Raw genomic sequence first — 21,475 nt, 5'->3', positions numbered from 1 at the left:
GGCTGCGCGTACGACCCTCGGTCGCCTCGGCGGCCGGCGCCGGCTCGGCGGTGCGCCGCTCGGTCTCGGCCCGCTCCTCGCGGACCTCGGCGTGCACCTCCTCGCGGGCGGGAGCGGCCGCGGCCGCGACCTCGGCCCGCGGTCGAGGGGTTCCGGCGGCGGCGCCGCCCTGCCGCTCGGTGATCGCGCTGATCAGCTCGCCCTTGCGCATGCGAGCCGTACCGGAGATACCGAGCGACGCGGCCAGGCTCTGGAGCTCAGGCAGCAGCATCGCCGACAGGCCGGTACCGCTGCGCCGACGGCGTGTGGGGGCGGCAGTGGTGGCATCGCCAGCGACGTTGGAAACATCCGACGTCACGTCGGTGGTGTCGCTCAATGGATTCCTTCCCTCGATAGGCCGGGGCTGCCCGGAGTCGAGAAACAGGTGGCCGGGCGGCCTCGGTGCACCCGCCTCGCATGGACGCGTCGCGGGAGTCTGTGACACAGCAGCCGGTCGGTTTCCCGACTCACCAACGTCGGTGAGCAGGTCTCGCCGTCTGCGGCGACCTGTGGAAACTGCGGTGCGGCGTGGGCCTTTGGCAGGGGTGACGGGCTGACCGCCGAGAGCTTCGGGGGTGCGCCGACCCGCAGGAGATCGCATGCTTCGCGGCTGTGCTAGGTGTAGAGCGTAATCAACTCTTCCGACCTGCGGCAACAGGGTCCCGCTCGGCGTGTCCAAGTCTACCCCGGGCGACCCGGGCACCGCTGACGTCTATCGGCAACTCCCACCGGCGCCAATCTGTTCCCGCGTCGAATCCCGCGGGGACCTGGGACAACGCCAACACGGTCGGCCCCGCCCCACTGACCACAGCCGCCACACCGGCCGCACGCAGCGCAGCCACCAGGGCGGCGGTGGCCGGCATCCCCGCGGCGCGGTAGTCCTGGTGCAGCCGGTCGACGGTCGCCGGCAGCAGCAGGGCGGGGTCGGCGGTCAGCGCGTGCACCAGCAGCGCCGCCCGCCCCGCGGTCAGCGCCGCGTCACCGTGCGGCACGGTGGCCGGCAGCGCCGCCCGGGCGACCGAGGTCAGCCCGCGCTCGCCGGGCACGAAGACGGTGGGCCGGACCGCCGCTGCCACAGGCAGCGAGACCGCCCGGGCGCCGGCCGGCTCCGTCCAGGCCACCGTGAAGCCCCCGAGCAGGCAGGGCGCCACGTTGTCGGGATGCCCCTCCAGCTCGGAGGCCAGCCGGAGCGCGGCGGCGTCGTCCAGCCCCGCCGCGCCGTCCACGACCAGCGCCCGGGCCAGCAGCACCCCGGCCACGATGGCCGCCGAGGAGGACCCGAGGCCCCGGGCCTGCGGGATCCGGTTGACGCACTCCAGGGCCAGCCCGGCCGGCTGCGCGCCGAGCACGTCGAAGGCGGCCCGCATGGCGGTCACCACCAGGTGCCGGTCGCCGTCGGGCAGCTCCCCGGCACCCTCGCCGGTCACCGCCACCCGTACGCCGCCGGCGGTCACCTCGGCCGCCACGTCGTCGTGCAGCCCGAGGGCCAGCCCGAGCGCGTCGAAGCCCGGGCCCAGGTTCGCGCTGGTCGCGGGCACCCGGACCCGGACGGGACCGGAGGTGAAAGTCATCGGCACCGGCTCATGCTAGGACCCGGCACCGACGGCGCGCCGGATCGCCCGGACCGTGGGAATGGCGCGTACCCACTAACCTGACGCCGATCCATCGACGACGCACAGGGGCGTGGAGATGCTCGGCTACGCGGGCTGGCAACTGCTCATCCAACTGCCCACCTTGCTGGTCCTGGTGACCGGGCTGGTGCTGGCGCTGACCCGGCGGCTGCCGCGCGGCCCCCGCGGCCTGCTCCTCGGCGGCGTGGCGGTGCTGCTGCTCGCGGCGGTGGTCAACCTGCTCTGGGTGCTGGTCTTCCCCCACCTGATCGCCGAGGGCTGGAGCGCCACCCGGGTAAGCCGGCTCAGCCTGCTGTTCGCCCCGATCCAGGCCCTGCTGCACCCGGCCGGCCTGGCGCTGGTGATCGGCGCGGCGCTCGCCGGTCGGCGGGCGACCGGCCCGGAGCCGACGCCCCCGCGATTTGCCGGCTGGCCCGCCCCGGGCACACCCCCGGCGCCCGTCCCGCCACCGCGCGACCCCGCCGCCTGAGCCCGGGCGGCCGGGTCGGCGACGGTCACGGGGTGCCACTCGGCACCGCCTCCTCGGCCGGGTCGGTGAGCGACAGCCGCCGGGTGGCGAGCCGCCAGCCCACCGCGTAGATCACGGTGACCAGCCCGCAGCCGGCGAGCACGGTCCGCTCGTCGACCGCGTCGACCACCAGCGCCACGACCAGCTGGCTGACCGCGATGGCCAGCGTCGCCAGCATCATGTCGGTGGCGAAGACCCGGCCGCGCAACCGGTCCGGCACCTCGCCCTGGAGGGCGTAGTTGGACAGCACCCAGTTGCTGCCGCCGCCCAGGTGGGCCAGGAAGACCAGCACCAGCACCAGCGGGAACCAGGGCGCCAGCGAGACGCCGACGTAGGCCAGGCCGTACAGGGACATGGACAGGGCCAGGCCGGTGAGCAGCCAGGCCCGGTTGCTGAGCACCCGGCGCATCAGGATCGGCCCGACCAGCGCACCGGCGCCGCGGGAGGCGAAAAGCAGGCCGGTGCCGACCGCGCCGACCCCGTACACCGCGGCGAGCAGCGGGAAGACGGTCAGCACGCCGTTGCCCAGGCCGACCGCCGACTTCACGGTGACCAGGGCGAGCACCCGCGGCCGGTGGGCGATGTAGCCCAACGCCTCGCGGATCGCCGGCCAGGTGCGCGGGACGGCCGCCGCCGGGTCGCGGGGCGCCTGCAACGGCCGGCGGATCAGCGCGGCCAGGCCCGCCGCCCCGGCCAGGGCCACGGCGGCCACCCAGAAGCTGACGTACGGGCCGGTGGCGGCGCTGAGCACTCCGCCGAGCGAGGCGCCGACCACGGTCATGGTGCCCCAGGCCGAACCGGCGATCGCGTTGCCGGCGGCCAGGTCGGCCGGGTCGAGCACGTTGGGCAGGGCGGCCTGGGCGGCCGGCGAGTAGAACGCCTTCGCCACCGCCACGGCGGCGATCGACACCAGCGCCAGCCAGGCCGTGCCGGCGTTCCGGACGCCGAGCAGCAGCAGGATGCCGGCCAGCGCGGCGAGGTTGGCCGCCATCATGATCTTCCGGCGGTCGAACCGGTCGGCGATGGTGCCGGTGTACGGGAGCAGCAGGGCGGTCATGCCGGTGTCCACGGCGAGCACCAGCGCTCCCCACACCCCGCTGCCGGTGAGCGCCGGCAGAAGCACCAGCAGCGGCACCATGACGAACCAGTCGGCGCCGAAGACCACGAGCTCGGCGAGGAAGAGGTTGCGGAAGTCGCGGTTGCGGACGAGGACCGAGACGGTGGGTGACACGCGGGCACCCTATCGGGCCGCTCCCAGGACGGCAGCGCGGCGCAGCAGTTCGGAGACGGTCACGAAGGTGTAGCCGCGGGCGCGCAGCCCGGTGATCATGTCGGGCAGGCCGCGCAGCGCGACCAGCCGCCGCTCGGGGCCGACGTCGTGGCCGAGCAGGATGGTGCCGGGCCGCACGTCGGTCACGATCCGCCGGGCGTGCCCGGCCGGGTCGTGCGGGTACTCCCCCTCGACCATCTGGAGCGTCCAGAGCACCAGCAGGTAGTTCAGCCGGGCGGCGGCGTGGAGCACCGCGCCACCCAGGTGCCCCCAGGGCGGGCGGAGCAGCCGGGGGGCCGTCCCGGTGGCCGCCGCGATCGCCTCGTGGCTGCGGCTCAGGTCGTCGTAGGCGGTGCGGGCGTCCATCCGGGCCAGGTCGTGGTGCGCCCAGCTGTGGTTGCCCACCTCGTGGCCGCCCAGCCGGTCGCGGACCAGCGCGGCGTGCCGGCGGGCCCGCTCGCCGACCAGGAAGAAGGTGGCCGGCACCCGGTGCTCGGCCAGGGTGTCCAGCACCATGGGGGTCCACTGCGGCTGCGGCCCGTCGTCGAAGGTCAGCGCGACCAGCGGGGCGCCGGTGTGGACGCCCCAGACGACCTCCACCCCGCCGCCGCCGACCTGCTGGTAGCGGCTGCCCAGGGTGGCGCTGGCCGGTCCGCCGCCCAGCGGGAGCCGCCGGTCGGCGATCCAGGCGGTCTGCGAGGTCGCGGCAACACCCAGCGCGGCGCCTCCGCCCAGCAGCGCGGCCCGGCGGAGCACCGTACGCCTGCCCCAACGGGCCACGCCGTCCGCCATCGCCCCCGCTCCGCTCCGGCCGGCCGCCCGCACAGGACGGACCGCAACCTACAGTAGGTCTCGGCTCACTCACCGTACCGTGTTCGAGCGTTTCCCACTGCCCCGTACGGAGCGGGTGGCCGTCCACCGTGGGACGGCCACCCGCTGCGGGGATCGCGCGGCTACTCGGTCGGCGGAAGCGGGGACCGGCGGCTCTTGGGCAGGCGCAGCACCTCGAACTGGTCAGTGCCGTCGACCAGGGCGGCCGACGGCGCCGGACGGGCCGGCGGCCCGTCAGCGGACCCGGCCGGGCGCTCCGCGCCCCCGACGGTCACCGGAACCGGCGCCGGCGGCTCCGCGGGCACCGGGGTGCCGCGACGGCGGGCCCGGCGGTCACGGAAGGACTCCTTGGTGCGCTCCACCATCGTGTAGAGGGTGGGCACCAGGATCAGCGTCAGGAGCGTCGAGCTGAGCAGCCCGCCGATCACGACGACGGCCAGCGGCTTGGAGATGAAGCCGCCCTCACCGGTCAGGCCGAACGCCATCGGCAGCAGCGCGAACACCGTGGCGACCGCGGTCATCAGGATCGGCCGCAGCCGGCGCCGGCCGCCCTCGACCACCGCCTCGGTCACGCCCATGCCCTGAACCCGGTACTGGTTGACCAGGTCGAGCAGCACGATCGCGTTGGTCACCACGATGCCGACCAGCATGAGCACGCCGATCAGCGCCGGCACGCCGAGCGGCGTCCCGGTGAGCAGCAGCAGCCCGATCGCGCCGGTCGCCGCGAACGGCACGGAGATCAGCAGGATCAGCGCCTGGGTCAGGCTGCGGAACGTGCCCACCATGATCAGGAAGACGATCGCGATCGCGGCCAGCACGGCGAGCCCCAGGTCGGCGAAGGCGTCCGCCTGGTCCGCGCTCACGCCACCGATGACGAACGTCGCCCCCGGCACGTCCAGCGCGTCCAGCTTCTTCTGCAGCTCCTGGGTGGTGGCGCCGAGGTTCGAGCCGGTGGCCGAGCCGGTCACCGACACGCTCCGCTCACCGTCGATCCGGGTCACCTGCTGCGGGCCCTCGACCTGGTTGATGTCGGCGATGTCGTCCAGCTTCACCCGACCGACCGGAAGCGCCCGCAGCTCGGCCACGCTCAGCGGCGGCCGGGCCCCGGTGCTCAGCACCACGTTCTGCGGGGCGCCGTCCAGGGTGACCTGGCCGAGCGGCGCCCCCCGGTACGCCTGCGCGACGACCTGCCCCACCGCCGCCTCGGTCAGCCCGGCCCGGGCCGCGGCGACCCGGTCCACGGTCACCTCCACCCGCGGCACGCGGGTGGCCAGGCCGGTGGTGACGTCCTCGACGCCCGGCGTGCCGGCCATCGCGTCCCGGACGGCCTCGGCGGCCCGGGTCAGCGTCTCCTGGTCGGCGGCCTGCACGACCACCTCGAGCTGGTTGGCGCCGGCGTTCTGCCCGCCGCCGAAGGTCAGCTCGCCCGCCTCCGGGCCGAGCGCGTCGAACTCCTTGCGCAGCTTCTCGCGGACCTCCGCGGCGTCGGTGTCGTCGGTGAGCGCCAGCGACCAGGAGGCGGTGTCGTTGCCGCCGCCCGCCCACGGGTTGTCGCCGCCGCCCGCGCTGACCTGGTACGTCGCCACCCCCGGCGTACGCCGGATGATCTCCTCGACCCGCGCGGCGGCCTGGTCGGTGCCGGTCAACCCGGTGCCCGCCGGCAGTTCCTGCTGGATGGCCAGGGTGTCCTGGCCGGAGTCGTCCAGGAAGTTGGTCTCCAGCTTCTGGGCCAGCCCGAAGGTGCCGAAGAGCACCAGCAGGCCCAGGGCCACGGTCGCCCAGCGGGTGCGCCGGGACCGGGTGGCGAAGCCGATCACCGGCAGGTACGCCCGCTGCAACGGGCTGCGCATCTCCTTCTCCTCGGCGGCGTGCCGGGCGGCGGCCTCGTCGGCCCCGCCGCGCGGCGGCTTGAGGAACCAGTACGCCAGCACCGGGATCACGGTCAGCGAGACCAGCAGCGAGGCGAGCAGGGCCACCGTCACGGTGATCGCGAACGGCGCGAAGAGCTGCCCGACGAAGCCGCCCACCAGCGCGATCGGCGCGAAGACGGCGACCGTGGTCAGGGTGGAGGCGGTCACCGCGCCGGCCACCTCGCGGACCGCGGCCAGGATGGCGTCCCGCTTCGGCTCGCCGTACTCCAGATGTCGCTTGATGTTCTCCAGCACCACGATCGAGTCGTCGACCACCCGGCCCACGGCGATGGTCAGCGCGCCCAGGGTGAGCAGGTTCAGCGAGTAGTCGCCGGCCCAGAGCACGATCAGCGCGACCAGCACCGACAGCGGGATGGAGACCGCGGTGACCACGGTGGAGCGGACCGAGAGCAGGAAGACCAGGATCACCACGACCGCCATCAGCAGGCCGAGCAGGCCCTCGGTGGTGAGGCTCTCGATGGACCGCTCGACGAACGGGGCCTGGTCGAAGACCACGGTCAGGTCGGCGCCGGAGGCGGCCTCCAGGTCGTCCAGGCGGTCCCGGATGTCGTGCGAGATGGCCACCGCGTTGCCGTCCGGCGAGGCGGTGACGGCGATGCCGAGGCTGGGCTTGCCGTTGGTGCGGGTGAAGCCGGTGGCCGGGGCGAGCTGCTGCTCCACCCGGGCCACGTCGCCGAGGCGTACCGGGGCGGCGGGGGCGGTGCTGAGCACGATGCCGCGCAGGTCGTCCACGGTGCGGATCGGGGTGCCCACCTGCACCGGCAGCGAGCGGCTGCCGTCGATCACCGTGCCGGCCGGCAGCGCCACGCCGTTGGTCTTCAACGCCTGGGCGATCGCGGTCGGGGCCAGCCGGGCCGCGGCCAGCTTCGCCGGGTCGGGAACGATGGTCACGACCTGGTCGCGGGCGCCGGTGACGTCGACGGTACGGACGCCGTCCAGCCCCTCCAGCTCCGGTACGACCGTGGTGCGCAGCTTCTCGGCCAGGGCCTGCTCGTCGGCGCCGCCGGTGGCGGCGACCACCACGGCGGGCAGGTCGTCGGTGCTGCCGGCGATCACCTGCGGGTCGACGCCCGCGGGAAGCTGGGCGTCGATCCGGCTCAGCGCGGTCTGCATCTTGTTGACCACGTCGTCCAGGTCGGTGCCGAACTCGTACTGCACCTGGACGGTGGCGGAGCCCTCGCGCGAGGTGGAGGTGACCTTCTCCAGCCCCGGGATGCCCTGGAGGCTGTTCTCGATCGGCTCGGCGACCTGGGACTCGACGATCTCCGGCGCGGCACCCGGGTAGGGCGCCACGATGAACGCGGCCGGGAACTCCAGGGACGGCAGCAGCTGCTGCTTCAGCGACGGCACGGCGAACGCCCCGAACGCCGTGGTCACCAGCGCGATGAGGGCGATCAGCCCCCGGTTGGCGAGACTGAATCTGGCGAGCAGCGACATCGGCGTTACTCACTCCTGCAAAGGGGTGTACGGGGTGCCCAGAGTCTGCCGCACGCGATCACGCTCCCACGCACGGACCCCGGCCGGCGTGACGGCGCCCGCTCCCGGCGGGCGCGGGCCGGTCAGACCAGGTCGAGGGAGCGGGCGGCGGCGAGGGCGTCGTTGGCGATGGTCAGCGGGGCGGGGGCCGTGGAGATGGCCCACTCCGGGTCCTTGAGGCCGTGACCGGTCACCGTGCAGACCACGGTGGCGCCGGCCGGCACCCGGCCGGCGGCGGCCTGCTGGAGCAGGCCGGCCACGCTGGCCGCGCTGCCCAGCTCGACGAAGACCCCGACCTCGCGGGCCAGCAGCCGGTACGCCGAGAGGATCTCCCGGTCGGTGACCGCCGAGATCAGCCCGCCGGAGGCGTCCCGGGCGTCGATCGCCTTGGTCCAGCTCGCCGGGTTGCCGATCCGGATGGCCGTGGCGATGGTGGACGGCTCCGGCACCACCTGGCCGGTGACGATCGGGGCCGCGCCGGCCGCCTGGAAGCCGTACATCCTCGGGGCCTTCGTGGCGTTGCCGTCGCGCAGGTCCTCCGAGTAGCCCAGCCAGTAGGCGGAGATGTTGCCGGCGTTGCCCACCGGCAGGCAGTGGATGTCGGGCGCGTCGCCGAGCGCCTCGACGATCTCGAACGCGGCGGTCTTCTGCCCGTGCAGCCGGTCGATGTTGACCGAGTTGACCAGCGCGACCGGGTAGTCCTGGGCGAGCTTGCCGGCCAGCGCCAGGCAGTCGTCGAAGTTGCCCTGCACCTGGAGCAGCTTCGCGCCGTGCACCAGCGCCTGGGCCAGCTTGCCCAGCGCGATCTTGCCCTGCGGCACCAGCACGGCGCAGGTGATCCCGGCACGGGCCGCGTACGCGGCGGCGGAGGCGCTGGTGTTGCCGGTGGAGGCGCAGATGATCGCCTTGTCACCGGCCTCGACGGCCTTCGAGACGGCGACCGTCATGCCCCGGTCCTTGAACGAGCCGGTCGGGTTCGCCCCCTCGACCTTGAGCCACACGTCGGCGCCCACCCGGGCGGAGAGCACCGGCGCCGGCAGCAGCGGCGTGTTCCCCTCGTGCAGGGTGACGACCGGAGTGGCGTCGGTGACGGGCAGCCGGTCCCGGTACGCCTCGATCAGACCCCGCCACATGTCGCACTCCTCGCCTCTGCCGCCCCGGTCGGCACGGGGCCCCTACCAGCGTGGACCAGCCTTACCGACCGGCCGCCGGCACACCTCCCGATAACCATCAGGCGGGACGGGCGGCTACGCCCCGCCCTCGACCCGCAGCACGCTCGTCACCGAGCGGACGATGTCCAGCCCGCGCAGCTCGCCGACGGTGGCCGCGAGCGCCGCGTCCGACGCCACATGGGTGACGATGACCAGCTCGGCGTCGGGGCCGCCGCCGGCCGGGCCCTGCCGCACGGTGGCGATGGAGACCTCGTGCCGGGCGAAGACCCCGGCCACCGCCTCCAGCACACCCGGGCGGTCGGCCACGTCGAGGCTGATGTGGTAGCGGGTCAGCGCCTCGCCCATCGGCCGCACCGGCAGGTCCGCGTACGCCGACTCGCTCGCGGCGTGCACCCCGGCGAGGCGGTTGCGGGCGACCGCCACCACGTCGCCGAGGACGGCGCTGGCGGTCGGCGCGCCGCCGGCGCCCCGGCCGTAGAACATCAGCTGCCCGGCCGCCTCGGCCTCGACGAAGACCGCGTTGAACGCGTCGCCGACGCTGGCCAGCGGGTGGGTCAGCGGGATCATCGCCGGGTGCACCCGGACGCTGACCGTCTCGCGGCCGGCCGCGTCGGCGCCCCGGGCGGCGATGCAGAGCAGCTTGATGGTGCAGCCCATGGCCTTGGCGCTGGCCACGTCGGCGGCGGTCACCTCGGTGATGCCCTCACGGTGCACGTCGGCGGCGGTGACCCGGGTGTGGAACGCCAGCGAGGCGAGGATGGCGGCCTTGGCGGCGGCGTCGAAGCCCTCCACGTCGGCCGTCGGGTCGGCCTCGGCGTACCCCAGCTCGGTGGCCTCCTCGAGGGCCTCGGCGAAGCCGGCGCCGGTGGCGTCCATGGCGGAGAGGATGAAGTTGGTGGTGCCGTTGACGATGCCGGTGACCCGGTTGATCCGGTCGCCGTGCAGCGACTCGCGCAGCGGGCGCAGCAGCGGGATGGCCCCGGCGACGCTCGCCTCGTAGTAGAGGTCCGCCCCGCCCTCGGCGGCCGCGTCGTGCAACGTCGCGCCGTCCTCGGCGAGCAGCGCCTTGTTGGCGGTGACCACGCTCTTGCCGGCGCGCAGGGCCTCGACCAGCCAGGTCCGGGCCGGCTCGATCCCGCCGACGACCTCCACCACGACGTCCACGTCGTCCCGCTTGATCAGGCCCAGCGGGTCGGTGGTGAACAGGGCGGGGTCGACCGGCAGGTCGCCGCGGTCGCGGCCGAGCCGGCGGACGGCGATGCCGGCGATCTCCAGCGGGGCTCCGATCCGGGCGGCGAGGTCGGCCGACTGCTCGTGCAGCAGCCGTACCACGTCGCTGCCGACCGTGCCGCAGCCGAGCAGCGCCAAGCGAACGGGTGAGGTCATCCGACATCCAATGCGAGCAGGTCGTCTTCGGTCTCCCGGCGGACGATCAGCCGGGCCCGACCGTCGCGGACGGCGACGACCGGGGGCCGCGGGACATGGTTGTAGTTGCTGGCCATGCTCCGGCAGTAGGCCCCGGTGCCGGGCACCGCGACAAGATCTCCGGGCTGCACGTCGGCGGGCAGGAATTCATCCTTCACCACGATGTCCCCGGACTCACAGTGCTTTCCCACCACGCGGGCGAGCATCGGCTCGGCGGCGGAGACCCGGTTGGCCACCGTCGCCGAGTAGGACGCGTCGTAGAGCGCGGTGCGGATGTTGTCGCTCATCCCGCCGTCGACGCTGACATAGGCACGACCGTCGGCGGCGCTGCCACCAGTGCCGAGCGGCACGGACTTCACCGTGCCCACCTCGTAGAGGGTGAACACGGCGGGCCCGACGATGGCCCGGCCCGGCTCGATGGACAGGTGCGGCACGGCCAGCTTCTCCGCCGCGCACTCCCCGTCGACGATCTTGCGCAGCCGCTTGGCCAGCTCGTGCGGCGCGGCCGGGTCGTCCTGGGTGGTGTACGCGATGCCGAAGCCGCCGCCCAGGTCCAGCTCGGGCAGCTCCACCCCGCGCGCGTCGCGGATCTGCGCCTGGAGGGCCAGCACCCGGCGGGCGGAGACCTCGAAGCCGTTGGCGTCGAAGATCTGCGAGCCGATGTGCGAGTGCAGCCCGCGCAGCTCCAGCACGCCCTCGTCGAGGATCTTGAAGGCGGCCGCCGCGGCCGCCCCGCCCGCGAGCGAGAAGCCGAACTTCTGGTCCTCGTGCGCGGTGGCGATGAACTCGTGGGTGTGCGCCTCCACACCGACCGTCACCCGGACCAGCACCTTCGGGCGTACGCCGCGCTCGCGGGCGAGCGCCGTGAGCCGGTCGATCTCGGCGAACGAGTCGACGATGATCCGGCCCACCCCGGCGTCCACGGCCCGGGTCAGCTCCGCCACGGACTTGTTGTTGCCGTGGAAGCCGATCCGCGCAGGCTCCATCCCGGCCGACAACGCGGTGGCCAGCTCACCCCCCGTGCAGACGTCGAGGAACAGGCCCTCCTCGGCGATCATCCGCACCACGGCGCGGCAGAGGAACGCCTTGCCGGCGTAGTAGACGTCGGCGTCCGGGAAGGCGGCCCGGAACTCGCGGCAGCGCGAGCGCAGGTCGTCCTCGTCGAGCACGTACACCGGGGTGCCGAACTCGGCGGCCAGGTCGCGGACGTCCAGGCCCGCGACGGTCAGCGCGCCGCCCGCGCCGCGCACCACGTTGCGCGGCCACAGCAGTGGGACCAGGTCGTTGACGTCGACCGGGGGACGCAGCCAGGCCGGCCCCCGGTTGCCGATGTCGCCGTGCAGGGCACCGGCCTCGTGCGCTCGCATCAGTTGTCTCCGCTTCGCGCCTGCGGGGCTCGCAGGCTCACTCCTCGTGCTCGCATTACATCCGCTCCGGGGCCGAGACGCCGAGCAGGCGCAGACCGTTGGCGATGACCACCCGGGTGGCGTCGTTGAGCCAGAGCCGGGCCCGGTGCAGGTCGGTGACCTCCTCGTCGCCACGCGGCAGGATCCGGCAGTTGTCGTAGAACCGGTGGTAGGCGCCGGCCAGCCGCTCCAGGTAGCGGGCGACCAGGTGCGGGCCCCGCAGCTCGGCCGCCGAGGAGACCACGGCGGGGAACTCGGCGAGCGCCTTGAGCAGGTTGTTCTCCTTCTCGTGGGAGAGCAGTTCGGCGTGGAAGGCGGCGGCCTCGCCCCGGGTCAGCCCGACCTCGGCGGCGTTGCGGCCGACGCTGGCGGTGCGGGCGGCCACGTACTGCACGTAGTAGACCGGGTTGTCGCGGGTGGCCCGGGTCCACAGCTCCACGTCGATGTCGATCGGCGAGTCGCTGGAGTAGCGGGCCAGCGCGTAGCGGGAGGCGTCCACGCCGATCGCGTCGACCAGGTCCTCCAGGGTGACCACGGTGCCGGCCCGCTTGCTCATCCGCACCGGGGCGCCGTCGCGGAGCAGGTTGACCAGCTGGCCGATGAGGATCTCCAGGTTGCGCTCCGGGTCGTCGCCGAAGCAGGCGGCCATGGCCTTCATCCGGCCGATGTAGCCGTGGTGGTCGGCGCCCAGCATGATCACCACGCGCTCGAAGCCGCGCTCGCGCTTGTCCAGGTAGTAGGCGCAGTCGGCGGCGAAGTAGGTCCACTCGCCGTTGGACTTGCGCAGCACCCGGTCCTTGTCGTCGCCGAAGTCGGTGGTGCGCAGCCAGGTGGCGCCCTCGGACTCGTAGAGGTGGCCCTGCTCCCGCAGCCGGTCGAGCGCCTTGTCCAGCTCGCCCCGGTCGTGCAGGTCCTTCTCGTTGAAGTAGGTGTCGAACTCCACGCCGAAGTCGCGCAACGACGACTTGATCTCGGCGAACATCAGCTCGACGCCCTCGACCCGGAACACCTCCTGGGCGGCGGCCTCGGCCAGGTCCAGCACCTCGGGCCGGCGCTTGACCACCTCGGCCGCGATCTCCGCGATGTACGCGCCGCCGTAGCCGTCCTCCGGGGCCGGCTGGCCCTGGGCGGCGGCGAGCAGCGAGCGGGCGAACCGGTCGATCTGGGAGCCGGCGTCGTTGAAGTAGTACTCGGTGCCGACGTCGGCGCCGGTGGCGCGGAGCAGCCGGCTGAGCGCGTCACCGACGGCCGCCCAGCGGACCCCGCCGATGTGCACCGGGCCGGTCGGGTTCGCCGAGACGAACTCCAGGTTGATCCGCTGGCCGGCGAGCGCGTCGCTGCAGCCGTACTCCGGGCCGGCCTCGACGATGACCTTGGCGAGCTGGCCGGCGGCGGCCGCGTCGAGCCGGATGTTGAGGAAGCCCGGGCCGGCGATCTCCACCGACTTGACCCCCGGCGCCCGGCCCAACTGGTCGGCCAGGGCGGCGGCGAGCTCCCGCGGGGGCACGCCGACCTTCTTGCTGAGCTGCAGCGCCAGCGTGGAGGCGTAGTCGCCGTGCTCGGGGTTGCGGGGTCGCTCGACGGTGGTCTGCGCGGGCAGCGCGGAGCGATCCAGGCCCCGGTCTACGAAGACGGCGTGGGCTGCGGCGAGGACGACCTCGGCGAGTTCTGCGGGAGTCACCGAACCATGTTATCGGGGGTAGACTCGGTCCCCGCGGCGGCGACCCAGCATGTGAACCGGCCCCGCGGCTCCCCTGACCGACCGACCTGACGAGGCACGATGAGCATCAGCACCCCGGGCGGCCCGGAGCGCCGCCCGACCGTGGTCAGCACCGGCAAGAAGCCGGCCGCCGGCCGGCCCGCCGCTGCCGACAAGCCCGCCGGCGGCAAGGCCGGGGCCGGAAAGCCCCGGCAGACCGGCGGCAAGGGCCGCAAGCCGGTCACCCCGGTGAAGGTGAGCCAGGGTCGCTCGTGGGGTCCGATCGCCCTCTTCGTCGCGGTCGGCGTCTTGGCCGCCGGCATCATCGGTGTCGGGGCGTGGGCGGTCTACCAGGGCTCGCAGCCGTGGCAGAAGCGGGCCGACGCCATCAACGGCATCGTCGACTTCCGCAAGAAGGACAAGAACCTGGTCAAGGGCGGCAACCACCAGCCCGGCACGATCAAGTACGACGTGCTCCCGCCGGTCGCCGGCCCGCACAACCAGGCCTGGCAGAACTGCATGGGCGACGTCTACGACGCCCCGATCGCCAACGAGCACGCGGTGCACAGCCTGGAGCACGGCACCGTCTGGATCACCTACCGCCCGGACCTGCCCGCCGACCAGGTGGCGAAGCTCAAGGCCAAGGTGCAGGGCAAGGAGAAGCTCATGCTCAGCCCGTACGAGGGGCTGGACAAGCCGATCTCCCTCCAGGCGTGGGGCTTCCAGCTCAAGGTCGACAACGCCGACGACGGCCGGATCGACGAGTTCATCAAGACCCTGCGGGTGAACGCCTCCATCGAGGGCCCGACCGCGCTCTGCGACCAGGGCGTCACCGCCACCGGCACCACCCCGCGGGACAACCTCCCCAACAACATGCCCGAGCAGCCCACCCAGTGAGGACGCCCCGATGACCGCCGCCGTGACGACGGACACCGAGCACGACGAGGCCCCGGACACCGGTGACGGTGGCCGGGGGGCCGCGCGGCGCTTCGGCGCCCTGGCCCTGGCGGCCGCCGTCGTGGTCGGTCTCCTCCTCGGCTACGCGGGCGGCCTGCTCACCCCGGCGCTCACCCGACCCGGCGACAGCTCGGCCGAGGCGGGCTTCGCCCGGGACATGACCGCCCACCACGCGCAGGCGGTGGCCATGGGGCTGTTGGCGTTCCGGCAGGGCCAGGACCCGGAGGTACGCCAGATGGGCGGCGACATCGCCACCGGGCAGCAGGGCGAGATCGGCACCATGCAGACCTGGCTGCGGTCCTGGAAGCTGGACCCGACCGGGGACCAGCCGCCGATGGCCTGGATGTCGGACGGCGCGGCGGTGAAGAACGGGCTGATGCCGGGCATGGCCACGCCGGAGGAGATGGCGAAGCTGCGGGCCGCCGGCGGACGCGAGTTCGACGTGCTGTTCCTGCAGCTGATGATCCGGCACCACGTCGGCGGCGTGCACATGATCGACGGGATCCTCGACCAGGGGCACGACGACGACGTGCTGGCGGTCGCCCAGGTCATGAAGAACACCCAGCAGAACGACCTGACCAACCTCACGGCGGCGCTCAAGCGCCTGGGCGGCACCCTGTAACACCTGCTCTGAGGGGAGGGCCCGCGTCGTGCGCGACGCGGGCCCTTCGCGTACCCGGAGCCAGACCCGTGCCCCTTATGCCGCTTTATAACAGTTTGGGCGGTACAACCCATTCCGCTGCTTGGAGACTTTTCTCCCCACATATCGTGACCAGTTGCGATTCGGGCTCGTTGCGCAGGACGTGGGGGTTGCACTCAGAGACGCAGGGCGGTCGGTGACCAGCTGGTGCCGACGCCACACCATCGGCGGTGACGGGGCGGTGGCAGCCGTCCGTCGCGGACTGCGGCAGGGCGAGCCGGGAACGCTCAGTCGCGAACAGGAACTCGAACTGATCGACGTGCTGCGGGGCGTCCACCCCGACGAGTTCGGCCTGGACGAGGAGCTCTGGACGCGACAGAGCCTGACCACCCTCATCGAGCGCCAGTTCGAGCTGACCATGGACGCCGGCACGGTCGGGGCGTACCTGCGGGCCTGGGGGTTGGGTCCGCGGGAGCCCCGCGAGCGGGCCTGCGGGCTCTGCGTCGGCGCGGTCGAGCGCTGGGTACGCAGCGAGTACCCGTCGATCACCCGGGCCGCCCAGGAGCACGCCGCGGACGTCTACTGGATCGGCCGCGTACGCCTGCGCGGCACCATGCCGGCGGCCGACGTGATCTCCGCGGTCTCGTCCCGGGGCCGGGTGCGCTTCATGATCACGACCCCCACGGTCGACCCGCCGCTCCCCCGCGACTTCGTGCTGCGGCTCAGCGGCGCCGAGGAGCGCACCGTGCACCTGATCGTCGACGGCTCCTGGCCGCGCAACGAGTGGCCCCGCCGCCTGCCGCGCCGCATCGTGCTCCACCCGCTGCCCAGCTGCGGTCGCCCCCTGGCCGCCGCCTGATCCGCGGACGATCGGCGCGCGGGGTGCCGATTCGGTGATCGGGGAAGGCGTTTGCTACTCTTCTCGGGTCGCTGAGCCCCCGTAGCTCAGGGGATAGAGCACCGCCCTCCGGAGGCGGGGGCGCAGGTTCGAATCCTGCCGGGGGCACCAGAGTTGACCAGCACGAAAAGGCCCCTGACCAGGGAAAACCCGGTCAGGGGCCTTCATCATGTGTCCGGCCATGTCCGGCCGTCAGCGGTCCGTGGCGGGCGTCTGTGCCAAATGCGTGCCGAAGTTTCGGCGCGGTCAGTCGTGGCCTAGCGCTCTCTCGATCCGCTGCCTGAGGGCTGCGTCACCGCCGTCTAGGCACTTGGCGTAGATCCTCAGCAGCACCTCTACGGACTGCCCGGCCCACTCGGCTACCTGAGTCGGCGGGACTCCCCCGTTGAGCCAGGTCGACACGGCGGCGTGCCGCAGGTCGTACGGGGTGCGGGCCAGCGGTGAGGCTTGCACCTCGGGCGTGAACACGGCGGCCCGCGCCCACCGCCACACGCGGTTGATCGTGCCCTTGGGAAGTTCCTCCTTGTTGCGCTCCCCCACGAACAGGCGGTCATTCGGCCCGTAGCCGAACAGGTCAACGTGAGCGTTGATGATCGCCGTTAGTTCGGGCGGACACGGGACCGTGCGCGTCTCTCCTCGTGCGCGCTGTTTGAGTTGGCGGCTGTCGCGGTTTTTACCGCTGTCGGTCCATTCGCGGCCGGCGTGCGGGTCCGCTCCATCGAGGGTGAACTCCCCCCATCCTTTCTCGGGTAGATGAAGGTTCGGTTTTGCGAGCCGTACGGCTTCCTCCGGTCGCAGCGCCGCGTAGTACAGGCAGGCATAGAAAGCGACCATGCGCGGCCCGATACGGCCCTGCTTTCGGACCCCTTCAAGCAGGGTCCGCACTTGCACCGGATTAGCGACCGATCGCCTGTCGATCGTCGTTACGGTTTTCGGCGGCTTCCACTTCAACTGCGGCAGCGGATTCGCTGACAGCAACCGCTTTTCTACGGCGTACTCAACTGCAGTGTTGAATATCTTCCGGCGGCGGCTGATCACGCTCGGAGCGGCCGGTGCTCCATCGAGTCGTACGGTGAGGCCGTCCAGGACCGGGCGCAGCACTTCGGGGCGGCTGAGACTCGCTACATCGCGGGTGTTCCGCTTCACCCAATCGAGCACGTCTCGCACCTGCTCGGGCACGTTCTTGGCCGTGCGGCGAGGGGTGTTAAAGGCCCAGCGACCCAGCGCGTAGCGGAGTAGCTTGCCGTCCGGTCGCCCTCGGGCGCTGCTCAGCATGAGCACGGTTAGCGCGGTTAGCGCTTCCGCGTGGGTGCGCCTGGTCGTCGCGGCCACATGCGGCCATTTCATGTCGGCGAACGAACAGGCAAGTTCGTACCAGGACATGGCGGCGGTGTCGCGGCGCATCGAGATGGGGTGGCCCGTCTCGATATCGAACGCCTCACCCTTGCGGGATGCCGTGACCAGCTCGGAGCGGAAACTCTCCGCGAGAGCCTTTGTCTTAAACACCCTCTTCTGCCGACGCTCGGCAACCCGCCAGCGGACACGGTAGGTGCGGCCCCTCTGCCCCTCGTACGTCTCGATTGACCAAATGCGCACGTCATAGGTGGTGTTCAAGCGGCCTCCTCATACAGCGTTTCAAGCCAGGTTTCGTAGTCGCGGCGCTCGATTCGGATCTCGCCGTTCGGCAGCTTTCGGGCAGGCGGCCCCTTTCGCTTTGCTCGCCAGTCGTAGAAGGTCGACCGGCTGATTCCGAGGTCATCGCAAACGTCGGCGATGGTGAGGTGACGGGCAGGGCGAGGCGTCCCCCGCTCCGGGCGCTTCGGGGTGGTCATGGGCAGGTGTCCTCCCTCGGGGTGGCGTGGAGGTAGATGCGCTGGAACATCGGGGATCGGCGGTCGGGGTAGGGCCGGCTGACCTGCTGGATGTGCAGCACTTGGGTGAGGGCGGCGAGTGCTGCGGCTGTTTCAGCGGGTGTGCCGTGCAGCCTGATTCGCACGGTGAGCGCCTTTCGGTCGGTGCGGGTCGCGTGTGGAGGGTCGGGGCGGCGGTGCGGCAGAACGGCGCAGGGCGGCCCGCTGAGAGCCACGGAGACGCAAGATCCGGGCAGGGTTGGTGTAAGGGCATAGGGCCGATCCGTCTGTGTGGCTCTCAGCGGGCCGTTTCCGGGCGGCGGCGACGCGGGTCGGGGCGGGCCGGGGGCCGGGAAGCGTTGACACGTTGACAATCGGCCGACAGTGGCGCGTTTGCGCAGGTGAGGGCCGGTGTGGGGGTGTCAACGGGTGTCAACGCGGCCCGTTGACACCCTCGCGGGCGTCCTGAGCTGCGGAAACGTCGCCGTCGGGGGTGGGTGTCAGCGTGTCAACGCTTCCGGGGTCCTCCGCCGCGGCGCGGGGGTGCAGTTCGTAGCGGCCGTCGGGTGCGTGGCGGACCCATCCGAGGGCGGCCAGTTCGGCGAGCACCGCCGACACCTCATCGGATTTGGGCAGCCGCCGGGATACGCGGCGGTGCAGTTCCCGGCGGGTGAAGGTGGTCATGCCCTTGGCGGTGAGCACGCCGAGCACGTAGCGGGCGTTCTCCACCGCGGTGTCGGTGCCGATGGTGGTCAGCGCTGCCCGGTAGTGCGCGGCGAAGAACTCGGCGAGCCTCACGGCGTCGGCCATGCGGTCGGCGTCGATGGGGCGTCGCCAGGCGTCGGCGGGGTGGTGGGCGACGTGCAGCAGCCCGGCCAGGCGCAAGGTAGCGCCGGACAGTTTGTTGCCCCACTCGCGCATGTCGTAGAGGCTGCCCCCGGGCCGTAGCTCGGCCTCAACCTGTTCGGCGGCGGCCCGCCGCACGCGGCCGGCTTCCTCGGTGAGGGTGACCACCGCCGGGTCGGTCCACTCGGCGAGGGTGGCGGCCAGGTCGTGAACGCGATGCGCGTAGCCGGCGGTGACCTGCTCGGGCACCGGGTCGGTGTCCACCGCCCGATAGCCGGCGAGGGAGCGCGGGAGGGCGAACAGGAACCGGGCGGGTAGCCCTCGGCCGGCGAGGTCGGCGTTGCCGCCGAACTTGCGCAGCACGGTCGGTTGCGCCATCACGCACACGGTCAGCGCCGGCTTGTCGACCGAGGCACCCTCGCGGGTCTGCCGTTCGTTGCTCATCGGCTGCCCCGCGTGGCCTTTCAGGTACGGGTCAAGGTTCGGGGCACCGGAGTAGCGGCCGGCGAGGGTGTCGAAGATGCCGCCCTCATCACTGATGATCGCCATCCGCCCACCGTTGGCGGCCATCAGCCCGATAAGGGCTTCCGGGGTGGCGTCGTCCACGATCAGCTTCGGGAGGCCGGGAACGGTGATGGCCTCAGCGGCGATCGCGGCGGCCACCGCTTCGGCGGCGGCGTCGTCGCGCTTGCTCGGGTCGGTGGCCTTGGCCGCTTGGGCTTTGGCCTGTTCGGCTTGCCGGTCGGCGATGTCGCGCAGCGCGGCGGCCTCGGCGATGCGGGGCCGCATGGCGTCGGCGAGCGTGGATTGTGCGGCGAACAGGGGCGCGGTCATGGCGCGGTGCACGGGGCTCTTGCGTTCGCCGGGGCCGGCGATGACGGCGGCGAACACGTTGACCGGCTCCCGCCACCCGGCTACCGGCTCCACCTCCAGGCGGCCACCCGCGCACGCGGACAGCACCGCGACGGCGAGGGTGCCGGCCATGGCCGGGTCGGTCTGGGTGAACCGGGCAACGCCGCTCACCATGTCGCCGAGCCAGCGCGGGAACACCTCGACCGGGAACGGCGGCGGCGCGGTGTTCGCCCCGGTCAAGGGCACTGGAACATCCCACAACGCGGCGCCCGCGGCTTCCTCGCCGGTGGGTTGCGGGTGGTCGGTTACGAGGTGGAGTCGGGCGGTGCTCATGCGGCCACCTTTCGGGGTCGGCGGGAGCCAGCGGCTAGCCCGGATCGGATGGTGCGTGCGGTCTCGACGCGGCCCAGCCCGGCACGGCCGGCGGCTTGTTCCAGCACGCTTTGGGCGTCGTCGGCGGTGAGCGCGCCACCGGCGGCGAGTTGGCCGAGGGCCACGGCGGCGATGTAGAGGCAGCGGTTGCGCTCCCCGGCCGGCGCGCCGGTGACCCGTTCGGCCTCCCGGTCGATCGCGGCCCGCACGTACGCGCCGCTGCGGTCAGCGGGCAGGTCGACCACCACCGGCCGCTGCGGCGGCAGCGGCGCGGGTGCCAGCAGCGCGGCGAGCCACCCGGGCAGCGGCGCGGGGTCGGTGTCCAGGTCGACGGTGTAGGGCCGGCCGGCGACCGTGGAGCCGGGGGCGACGACGTAGCCGCCGTGCGCGCGGGTGTCGACCATCGGCCCGAGGGTGCCGGCGGTGTTGCGCAGCGCCGGCCCGTCGTCGGGGTGCCGGTAGTAGAGGTGGGTGCCGCCCCGCCCGGTGGTCACGGTGTAGGTCGGGTCGACCGTGGCGGCGTGCGCGGCGGCCAGCTCGGCGAGCACGGCCAGGCCGTCACGCCCACCCGCCCCGCCGTTCTTTGGGGTGTCCAGGTCGACCACCACCAACGCGGACGGCCCGCAGGCGAGGCCGATGCCGTAGGGGCGGGCGGCCCACGCTCGGCGGATGCGGTCGGGGTCGGTGGTGGCGCGGGCCTCCCACCCGAGGTGACCGGCCCGGCAGCGCGGGTCGCGGCCGGTGCAGTCGTCGGCCGGGTGGTCGGGGAACGCGGGCCGCTTGTCGTCGGGCCGCAGCGGGAAGACGTGCCACCCGCGTGCGGCGTGAGCCAGGGCGGCGGTGAGCAGGTCAGACATGAGGCGTCTCCTAGGCGGTTCGGCGGTGGGCGCGGGCGGCGTCAAGGTCGATCAGCGCGCCGCCCTGCTCTGGGGCGCGGCCGGGCCGCTTGACGGCGGCGACGGTCAGGCGCAGGTAGAGCCGGTGGCGGCCGGAGTCGGTCCCGGTCAACGCCCGGCGGGTGCCGCGCTGGGTGAGGTGACCGGCGGCGGCCAGGGCGGCGGTGAGGGCGTCCAACTCGGCCGGCGTGCCGGTCAGCCACACCTCGGCACCGGACAGGCGCGGATCGCGCGGCGAAGCGCCGTCGCGTCGCGGGCCGCTCACCGGGCGGCCCGCCTCGGTCGGGGCCGGGCGGCGATCGCGGCGCGGGCGACGGCCTGGCGCACGTCGCCGAGCAACCCCACCAACTGGCGGCGGGCGGCCACCTCGCCGGGAGCGAGTGCCACGCGGACGCGCACCTCGGCGTGCTCGCGGCCGGCGGCGGTGCGCACGCGCACGAGGACGGCGCGGGCGCGGCCGGGCAGGTCGACCACGATCTCTTCCGAGCGGTGCTCGCCGAGGCCGCAGCGGTGGTCCCGACCGCACCACGGAGTGTGGTCGTCGGGGTTGCGGCGGTTCATCGGGTGCCAGCCCGGTACTCGTCGCGGACGCGCTCGATCACGCGGCGGCCGACGCGCACCCGCTTGCCCGTGCCGCCGCAGCGGCTGCACTCGCGCTTGAGTCGGAGGATGAGTCCACGCCGCTCGCCCTTGCCCTTACAGCGGCGGCAGGGGCCGAACGGCACGGCGTAGCACTTGATCAGGTAGAACGCTGCGTAACCGAGGATGGTCAGGCT

Annotated in this window: 21 protein-coding genes and 1 tRNA gene; 5 read left to right on the top strand and 17 right to left on the bottom strand. The window is 73.1% G+C overall.

Annotation, left to right across the window (positions count from 1 at the left end; genetic code table 11):
* The coding region (locus B0E53_RS16110) for a Rho termination factor N-terminal domain-containing protein (RefSeq protein WP_210406083.1) at nt 1–376 on the bottom strand (376 nt) is incomplete at its 3' end.
* Between the two features lie 295 nt (nt 377–671).
* Nucleotides 672–1,610: a homoserine kinase gene (gene thrB / locus B0E53_RS16105; protein WP_107076822.1), complete on the bottom strand. Its 939-nt coding sequence runs from the start codon at nt 1,608–1,610 to the stop codon at nt 672–674.
* A gap of 118 nt (nt 1,611–1,728) precedes the next feature.
* On the opposite strand from thrB, the gene B0E53_RS16100 reads away from it, so the two are divergent.
* Complete coding sequence (locus B0E53_RS16100; protein ID WP_146167682.1) at nt 1,729–2,139, top strand: hypothetical protein; 411 nt, start codon at nt 1,729–1,731, stop codon at nt 2,137–2,139.
* A gap of 25 nt (nt 2,140–2,164) precedes the next feature.
* On the opposite strand, the gene B0E53_RS16095 is transcribed toward B0E53_RS16100, so the two are convergent.
* The 7 genes from B0E53_RS16095 to argS form a co-directional block, all read right to left on the bottom strand.
* Nucleotides 2,165–3,409, bottom strand: coding sequence for an MFS transporter (locus tag B0E53_RS16095; protein ID WP_107076820.1), 1,245 nt, complete (start codon nt 3,407–3,409; stop codon nt 2,165–2,167).
* Between the two features lie 9 nt (nt 3,410–3,418).
* A complete protein-coding gene (locus tag B0E53_RS16090) occupies nt 3,419–4,240 on the bottom strand; it encodes a polysaccharide deacetylase family protein (RefSeq protein ID WP_107076819.1) in 822 nt (273 codons plus the stop codon).
* 161 nt (nt 4,241–4,401) lie between these two features.
* Nucleotides 4,402–7,647, bottom strand: coding sequence for an efflux RND transporter permease subunit (locus B0E53_RS16085; protein ID WP_107076818.1), 3,246 nt, complete (start codon nt 7,645–7,647; stop codon nt 4,402–4,404).
* A 122-nt stretch (nt 7,648–7,769) separates the two neighbouring features.
* Nucleotides 7,770–8,819: a threonine synthase gene (gene thrC / locus B0E53_RS16080; protein WP_107076817.1), complete on the bottom strand. Its 1,050-nt coding sequence runs from the start codon at nt 8,817–8,819 to the stop codon at nt 7,770–7,772.
* A gap of 114 nt (nt 8,820–8,933) precedes the next feature.
* A complete protein-coding gene (locus B0E53_RS16075) occupies nt 8,934–10,244 on the bottom strand; it encodes a homoserine dehydrogenase (RefSeq protein ID WP_107076816.1) in 1,311 nt (436 codons plus the stop codon).
* Entirely contained in the window at nt 10,241–11,650 is a 1,410-nt protein-coding gene (gene lysA / locus B0E53_RS16070; protein WP_107076815.1) for a diaminopimelate decarboxylase, read from the bottom strand. Before lysA ends, B0E53_RS16075 begins: the two co-directional genes overlap by 4 nt.
* Nucleotides 11,651–11,705: 55 nt before the next feature.
* Entirely contained in the window at nt 11,706–13,370 is a 1,665-nt protein-coding gene (gene argS / locus B0E53_RS16065) for an arginine--tRNA ligase (RefSeq protein ID WP_107076814.1), read from the bottom strand.
* A 99-nt stretch (nt 13,371–13,469) separates the two neighbouring features.
* Here argS and B0E53_RS16055 point away from each other — a divergent pair, with 99 nt between their 5' ends.
* The 4 genes from B0E53_RS16055 to B0E53_RS16040 all read left to right on the top strand — a co-directional run bounded on the left by B0E53_RS16055 (nt 13,470) and on the right by B0E53_RS16040 (nt 15,994).
* Entirely contained in the window at nt 13,470–14,285 is an 816-nt protein-coding gene (locus tag B0E53_RS16055; RefSeq protein ID WP_107076813.1) for a DUF3105 domain-containing protein, read from the top strand.
* 10 nt (nt 14,286–14,295) lie between these two features.
* Nucleotides 14,296–14,967: a DUF305 domain-containing protein gene (locus B0E53_RS16050; RefSeq protein WP_107076812.1), complete on the top strand. Its 672-nt coding sequence runs from the start codon at nt 14,296–14,298 to the stop codon at nt 14,965–14,967.
* Between the two features lie 181 nt (nt 14,968–15,148).
* Nucleotides 15,149–15,844 carry a winged helix-turn-helix domain-containing protein gene (locus B0E53_RS16045; protein ID WP_091318678.1) on the top strand — a complete coding sequence of 232 codons (696 nt, stop codon included), beginning with the start codon at nt 15,149–15,151 and terminating at the stop codon, nt 15,842–15,844.
* 75 nt (nt 15,845–15,919) lie between these two features.
* Nucleotides 15,920–15,994, top strand: a tRNA-Arg gene (locus B0E53_RS16040).
* Nucleotides 15,995–16,129: 135 nt separating this feature from the next.
* On the opposite strand, the gene B0E53_RS16035 is transcribed toward B0E53_RS16040, so the two are convergent.
* The 8 genes from B0E53_RS16035 to B0E53_RS16005 form a co-directional block, all read right to left on the bottom strand.
* A complete protein-coding gene (locus B0E53_RS16035) occupies nt 16,130–17,497 on the bottom strand; it encodes an integrase (RefSeq protein WP_107076811.1) in 1,368 nt (455 codons plus the stop codon).
* A complete protein-coding gene (locus B0E53_RS16030; protein ID WP_107076810.1) occupies nt 17,494–17,715 on the bottom strand; it encodes a helix-turn-helix domain-containing protein in 222 nt (73 codons plus the stop codon). The genes B0E53_RS16035 and B0E53_RS16030 overlap by 4 nt, the downstream gene beginning before the upstream one ends.
* The gene (locus tag B0E53_RS37590; protein ID WP_168215336.1) at nt 17,712–17,879 is read right to left on the bottom strand and encodes a hypothetical protein; all 168 of its coding nucleotides are present in this window, start codon (nt 17,877–17,879) and stop codon (nt 17,712–17,714) included. The genes B0E53_RS16030 and B0E53_RS37590 overlap by 4 nt, the downstream gene beginning before the upstream one ends.
* Before the next feature lie 286 nt (nt 17,880–18,165).
* Nucleotides 18,166–19,764: a YfjI family protein gene (locus tag B0E53_RS16025; protein ID WP_107076809.1), complete on the bottom strand. Its 1,599-nt coding sequence runs from the start codon at nt 19,762–19,764 to the stop codon at nt 18,166–18,168.
* Nucleotides 19,761–20,660 (bottom strand): bifunctional DNA primase/polymerase, encoded by a 900-nt coding sequence (locus tag B0E53_RS16020; protein ID WP_107076808.1) that lies wholly within the window; start codon nt 20,658–20,660, stop codon nt 19,761–19,763. Before B0E53_RS16020 ends, B0E53_RS16025 begins: the two co-directional genes overlap by 4 nt.
* 10 nt (nt 20,661–20,670) lie before the next feature.
* Nucleotides 20,671–20,964, bottom strand: a complete 294-nt coding sequence (locus B0E53_RS16015; protein WP_107076807.1) for a hypothetical protein — start codon at nt 20,962–20,964, stop codon at nt 20,671–20,673.
* Entirely contained in the window at nt 20,961–21,260 is a 300-nt protein-coding gene (locus B0E53_RS16010) for a hypothetical protein (RefSeq protein WP_107076806.1), read from the bottom strand. Before B0E53_RS16010 ends, B0E53_RS16015 begins: the two co-directional genes overlap by 4 nt.
* A partial coding sequence (locus B0E53_RS16005) for a hypothetical protein (RefSeq protein WP_246835432.1) occupies nt 21,257–21,475 on the bottom strand: 219 nt, incomplete at its 5' end. The genes B0E53_RS16005 and B0E53_RS16010, both read right to left, overlap by 4 nt.

Source organism: Micromonospora sp. MH33, from assembly GCF_003013775.1.
Taxonomy (GTDB): Bacteria; Actinomycetota; Actinomycetes; order Mycobacteriales; family Micromonosporaceae; genus Micromonospora; species Micromonospora fulviviridis.
Note: the sequence above shows the minus strand (reverse complement) of the source record. Positions and strands in the feature narration are given on the sequence as shown.